At 42.7% G+C, this 6201-nt stretch carries 7 protein-coding genes; all 7 read left to right on the top strand.

Features of this window, described 5'->3' with window-relative positions; all coding sequences use genetic code 11:
- Window positions 1-193 (top strand): hypothetical protein (locus AC5590_RS31885; protein ID WP_211178633.1); only part of this gene is annotated, 193 nt, incomplete at its 5' end.
- A gap of 243 nt (window positions 194-436) precedes the next feature.
- Window positions 437-1699, top strand: a complete 1263-nt coding sequence (locus tag AC5590_RS31880; RefSeq protein WP_169267260.1) for a glycosyltransferase — start codon at window positions 437-439, stop codon at window positions 1697-1699.
- Window positions 1696-3084, top strand: a complete 1389-nt coding sequence (locus tag AC5590_RS31875; RefSeq protein WP_169267259.1) for a cytochrome P450 — start codon at window positions 1696-1698, stop codon at window positions 3082-3084. The genes AC5590_RS31880 and AC5590_RS31875 overlap by 4 nt, the downstream gene beginning before the upstream one ends.
- Before the next feature lie 225 nt (window positions 3085-3309).
- Window positions 3310-4311 carry an oxygen-dependent coproporphyrinogen oxidase gene (gene hemF / locus AC5590_RS31870; protein WP_169267258.1) on the top strand — a complete coding sequence of 334 codons (1002 nt, stop codon included), beginning with the start codon at window positions 3310-3312 and terminating at the stop codon, window positions 4309-4311.
- 182 nt (window positions 4312-4493) lie between these two features.
- A complete protein-coding gene (locus AC5590_RS31865; protein WP_169267257.1) occupies window positions 4494-5378 on the top strand; it encodes an FkbM family methyltransferase in 885 nt (294 codons plus the stop codon).
- Window positions 5379-5434: 56 nt separating this feature from the next.
- Window positions 5435-5611, top strand: a complete 177-nt coding sequence (locus AC5590_RS31860; RefSeq protein ID WP_169267256.1) for a hypothetical protein — start codon at window positions 5435-5437, stop codon at window positions 5609-5611.
- 34 nt (window positions 5612-5645) lie between these two features.
- Window positions 5646-6200 (top strand): sugar 3,4-ketoisomerase, encoded by a 555-nt coding sequence (locus AC5590_RS31855; RefSeq protein WP_248277345.1) that lies wholly within the window; start codon window positions 5646-5648, stop codon window positions 6198-6200.
- Window position 6201: the final 1 nt, after the last annotated feature.

Here is a 6201-nt window from a genome sequence, read left to right as displayed (position 1 = left end):
CGAAGTTGCCACAACGCGGGGAACCCGCGCAAGGCACTTCTCTCTGCAGCGCTGGTCTCACCAGATACCTCTGTCGGGAGACCCTCATCAAGTACTGGCTCCCTTACACCCCTACACCCCTGTGTTTCTTAGGAGTAATTTAGATCTCAAAGAGCAATACAACTGTGTTGTGAAAACAACCTCTCAAACTTGAATCGCTGGGGCAATGGTGTTTCCTGGTGGCACTGAATACTCGTGACTTTCTCACTTACTGGAGTTTAGACTAAATTCTATTTCTTAGGCTACAACCCTTATATAGCAAGCATTTTAGATTTCGGAATCCTAAATCGATTATAAATTGGGAAAGCGAGTCTGGATAAGGCTTTGGCGCTTTGAGAGCCAAAATTAGTCTAAACTCCAATCACTTACAGCAATTAGTTTTTCTATTAGGAGACATATGAAGACCGTGTTGATAACCACGCCACCCGTTGCTGGTACTATCTTGCCTATGCTGTCTTTAGCCGAAGCTTTAGTTAAGCGGGGTTACCGTGTTCTAGTACATACTGGACAGCGTGAATATACCAAGGTACAGGCGGCTGGTGCTGAGCTTGTCCCAATGTCCGAACGTTGTAACGTTATATCTCGGTTAAAAAATTCTTCAGTGCGGCTGCCCTCTTGGGTTCCTACATTTGTTCGTCAATTTTGGTGCTTTCGCAACGAAATGCTGGCAACGATCCCAGATATGGTAGCGGAACTGGAGACTATCATTAGACGGGAGCAAGTAGACTGCTTAGTTAGCGAGAGCATTTGTTTCGGTGCATCCTATGCAGCAGAAAGACTTGGCATTCCCTTCGTGACATTTTCTTCATCGTGGTCGTTAGCACTCAATGCTGATGCTCTGCCTGTGGGCTTTCCCATACCGCTACCGCCTCCCATTGTCCATGCGACGATTGATTTCATCTTCCCGCTACGTCGCGTTCGCGAACAGATAGGTCTACCTCAGCGTTCCAAAAACGCACCATCTGAGTTTTTTTCTGTGGTGGTTTCTCAACTGCTGAATTTAGTTGTAATTCATCAGGAGTTTATACCCTCCGAGCGGCTTCAAGAAAACCAAGTGTTCATCGGTCCGACTGTTTTTCAAATACCTCGTACAACTAGTAATCCACCTTTGGGAGCTAGTCTAGAGCCTGGCACCGTGTTGGTTAGCACCACTACCTCAACCAACATGGATAAAGGTCAACTGCGTCGCGTACTGGAATCAGTTGCTCAGATGGGAATTCCCGTACTCGCGACCTCTGGTAGTGCCACTGATGTTCCATCAGGACTTGGGGAAAACGTGCGTATAGAAACTTTTGTGCCTTTCGATGAAGTTTTACCTTATGTCAAAGCTATAGTTACACATGGTGGTTTTGGAACGGTGGGAAGGGCTTTTAGGCAAGGCATTCCTATGCTAATTATTTCTGACTTTGGGGACACAATACAAACAGGTCGCCGAGCAGCAGAACTTGGCTTAGCATATCACCTACCTAAGAACAAAGCCACTCCCAAAGCAATTCAATCCAAACTCAAAGCTTTGCTACAAGACTATGCACTACACGATCGAGTCAAAGATTTGTCTGAAAAGCTACGTTCAATGGACTCTCCAGAATTAGCTGCGAATGCAATTGAGGGAATATTGCAGAGTGAAGAAATTACTGTGGGAGGTTATAGAAGCAAATGAAATTACCTAATTGTCCCCGCACCCCATGGTTTGTACAAGTATACCAATGGGGCACCCATCCAACACATTTTTTAGATAGCTGTACTCAACGCTACGGGGATATCTTCATGGTTCGGTGGCCTGCTTCTGCTCCAATCGTATTTGTCAGTAATCCCAAAGCCATTGAGCAGATTTATACAGCTCCGAAGGAGCTATTTAACATTGCGGAAACTTACGAAATTTTGCGCCCGTTAGTGGGAGATCAGTCTTTAATGGTCTTGGATGGTAAACTCCATGAGCGCCAGCGCTCGTTGGTCATGCCCTCCTTGCATGGCGGAAGCCTACGATCCTACGGCAAACTCATCTGTAAGTTGACGGAGCAGATGATGCAGCAGTGGAAGCTTGGAGAAGTGATTAACCTGAGTTCGTGGGCGGATAATATCTCTATGAACGTGATGTTCCAAGTTGTTTTTGGCTTGGACGAAGGAGAGCATTTAGTAAAACTGCGGCAAAAAATCTCGTCCATTCTTGATTATTTCAGCTCTCCAATTATTGTATTGCACCTTCTTACGCGGTCTTTGCAAAAAGATTTGGGAGCTTGGAGTCCTTGGGGGCGCTTCGTTCGCTTACTCAACGAAGTAGACCAGCTTCTTTATGCCGAAATTGCACAACGACGCCAACAACCTCAACCAGACCGCACAGATGTTCTTTCGTTGTTGATGTCAGCTCGTGATGAACAAGGCGAGGCAATGAGCGATCGGGAACTGCGTGATGAAGTGATGACAGTGCTGAGCGGTAAAGGGGTAGCCGCCACAGCCATAATATTCGGCTTATACTGTCTTCAAAAACACCCAGAAGTATACCAACGACTACAGTCCGAGTTGGATAGCATTAGCAACCCTTTAGATACCAACGCTATAGCTAAACTTCCCTATCTAACGGCAATTTCTCAAGAGACACTGCGCTTATACTCTCTGTCTGTGGTTGCTATGCGGGTAGCTACAACCTCATTCGAGCTAATGGGTTATAAGTTTTCAGCAGGTACACACGTATATGCTAATATCCATTCGCTTCATCACCGTCAGGATTTATTTCCAAATCCCGAACAGTTCAAGCCAGAACGTTTTTTGGAAAGACAGTTTACTTCTCATGAGTATTCACCCTTTGGAGGTGGTCATCGACGCTGTATTGGTTATGCCTTTGCCCCGTTTCAGATGAAGTTAGTATTAGCAACAATTGTGTCACGTTATCAATTGAAACTGGTTGATGACCGTCCATTTAATCTTGTGCGTCATGCTGCAGGAGTAGCACCAAATAAAGATATCAAGATGATAGTGACTGGTTTCCATGATCAAAAGCCAAAGCCAAAATCCACAAGTCTATTAACACCAATCAATGCTGTTTAGTATTGAAGACCCACGTAGTTAATTTTTTCTACTGAATTTTTGATAGCGATTAATCTAAGCTATCACCCTCCATATTTACTCCATCAATCATTCTAAACATGAGGAATAGTGAGGTCGCTCACAAATTTTTCTAACAAAAACTAGAGAAGGTTTGTTGGCATACTAACCAAATTTTCTCCAGGAAAACTGTCAATTATCTCAACAATTACTCTTTTCGAGGTCATTATGGTTCAACTTCTTGAAAATACCACAGCAAAACAACCGAGCATTAGTGCGAGAACTGAAAAAGCCTTGCTAGATATGTTCAATAACGTTTGCCAAGCAGTCGAAGAGATAGACGGCAATAAGTTACACGAACAACATTGGACAAAAGACGAAAAAGGTCAATGGATAAAAGGTGAAGATGATAACGGGATCGTGTACATCGATAAAGCATTACGAAACAGTAATGTTTTTGAGAAAGTTGGTATCAATTACGTATCAATGCGGGGTGAGTTGCCCCCTGGTATGACCTTCCAAGGGGCAGATATAGTGGCTGACTCAGGAAACGAAAACCCTAGTGGAAAAAGCACTCCTTTTTTTGCAACGAGTACCAGCGTTATCATCAATGCTTTGAATCCGATGATACCGACAGCACACGTCAACTACCGTTATTTCCAATTAGGAGATGGTACACAACCTGGTTCCTGGTGGTTTGGTGGCGGAGGAGATTTAACACCCATTTATCTGTTTGAAGAAGATGCGGTTCATTTCCACCAAGTGCATAAAGACGCTTGTGACAAGCACAACCCAGAATTCTACCCGCGCTTTAAGAAGTGGTGCGATCAGTACTTCTATCTCCCCCATCGCGGTGAATGTCGCGGTGTCGGTGGAATTTTCTTTGACAATTTACAAGATTACGATGCCGAAACCTTATTTTCCTTTGTCAAAACTTGTTCTGAAGCTTTCATCCCTGCTTACATTCCAATTGTTGAAAAACGCAAGGATATGGAATTTACACAACAGAACAAATATTGGCAACACCTCAGACGGGGACGTTATGCTGAATTCATCCTCTTGCATGATAGAGGCGTTCGCTTCGGCTTGGCAAGCGGCATCGTGAGTACGCAAAGTGTTCTCAATTGTATGCCAGCAGAAGCTTTCTGGAACTATAACGATGAGCCCACCACTGATAGCCAAGAAGCAACGCTTCTAGAGGTACTGAGAAATCCTCACAAGTGGGTGTAAGGATGTTCAAACGTTTATTTGATAGACAGCCCTCCGCAGAAAACTAACATTGTATCCTTTTGTTTTTTCGCTAACAGTTACATTGCGTTGGTAGTCGTTTTCCTGTAGTTACAAAGTTCGTTTCAGCTTGAGCAGCTTCTAATTACTGGTTGCAATCCATAACAATTTAAGGAACTAATCATATGTCGTCAACTTCAACTCCCGAAACTGTCGTTTTCAATGAGATGCAAATATTTTGCATGCAAAAGTTTGAAGTGGATATTCTTGAGAAAGAAATCCCAGAATATATCAAAAATGGAATCGAGTTGTACGAAAACGACACCGTTTTTGATGTAGGAGCCAATATTGGTTTATTCACACTTTGGGTATATCAGCAGTGTAATAAAAACGTGAAAGTTTTTGCCTTCGAGCCTGCCCCGGCGACTTTTGAAGTGCTACAGCGCAATGCCCAACGCTTCGATCCAAAAAAACTCAAAGTCTTTCCTTGTGGACTTTCACGCGAGTCTAAAACCGTAAAGTTTGCTTACCATCCCCGCTTTACAGCGATGTCTCATGCCTACCCAAACAATGTAAAAGAGTTACAAAATGAAGTCAAGGAAACTTTTATTTCCTCCGGCCTCAAAATAGGACCTTGGTTCCTGCGTTGGATTAGTTGGCTTCCTCGAGTTATTCAGTCGTTTATTGTTGATAAGCTACTAGAAAAATCGTTTCAGATGGAGCAAATTACTTGTCAGATGAGAACAGTATCAGATATCATAAAAGATCATGATATTCAACAAATTGACTTGCTCAAATTGGATGTTGAGAAAAGTGAGTTAGATGTCCTTTTGGGTATCGAAGATTCCGATTGGGGAAAGATAAAGCAAGTAGTTGCTGAAGTTCATGATTTCGATGGTCGAGTTGAAAAGATTGTAGCTTTACTAAAAACTCAAGGTTTGAGCGAGATTGTGGTGGAACAGCAACTCCTTTTTAAGGGTACCAAGCTTTTCCTTGTGTATGCACGGCGACAGAATTCTCAGCAGAAATCCTTTGGAGTTATACCTGACGGTGTGACACAGATGTGCTGAATTTAGTTACGATGCATCGTCTGTTTATACCTGCTTTTCGGCTTCCAAAAAGTTAAATGTTCATCGGTTCAAGTGCTTTTGTGACACCAGGCACAACCGATGACAAACCCTTTGAAGCAAGCCTAGCGCCTAGTACAGTATTTGTTAGCAGCACGACCTCACCCAAGTCGGACGATGGTCTATTCCGTCGTTTAACAGATGACGAGGAAAGAAGCGATCAAAGCAACGGATAAAGTTGCCTTCAACTAAAGGAGAATTATTGTGACAATGTATGTAGCAAAAAAACTAACTAAACAATACCAAATTATTGAAATTATTGAACAACTTCCCAAGATTACCGACAAAAGTGGTAAGATGGGTGTTGAAAAATCTCAAATAATTGAACTTCCTAAGATTGTTGATCGTTGTGGTAAGATGAGCGTTGAACAATGTCAAATAATTGAACTTCCTAAGATTAATGACCACCGAGGAAATTTAACATTTATTGAGAACAACAAACACATCCCTTTTGAACTCAAACGAGTTTACTATCTTTATGATGTACCAGGCGGTGCAGAACGAGCGGGTCATGCTCATAAAGCACTACACCAAGTTCTAGTTGCTATGTCTGGTAGTTTTGATGTGGTGATAGACAATGGTTATGAAAGGACAAAATATCATTTAAATCGTGCTTATTATGGTCTTTACATATCCCCTATGGTATGGCGTGAAATTGAGAATTTTTCCTCGGGTTCGGTGTGCATGGCTCTGGCATCAGATTTTTACGATGAGTCTGACTATTATCGCAACTATGAAGATTTCATCAAAGCCATTGGAGAGTAAA

Source organism: Brasilonema octagenarum UFV-OR1 (genome assembly GCF_963888615.1).
In the GTDB taxonomy this organism is placed as follows: Bacteria; Cyanobacteriota; Cyanobacteriia; order Cyanobacteriales; family Nostocaceae; genus Brasilonema; species Brasilonema sennae.
The sequence above is the reverse complement of the archived record's forward strand: the minus strand, read 5'-3'. Positions and strand labels throughout refer to the sequence as shown.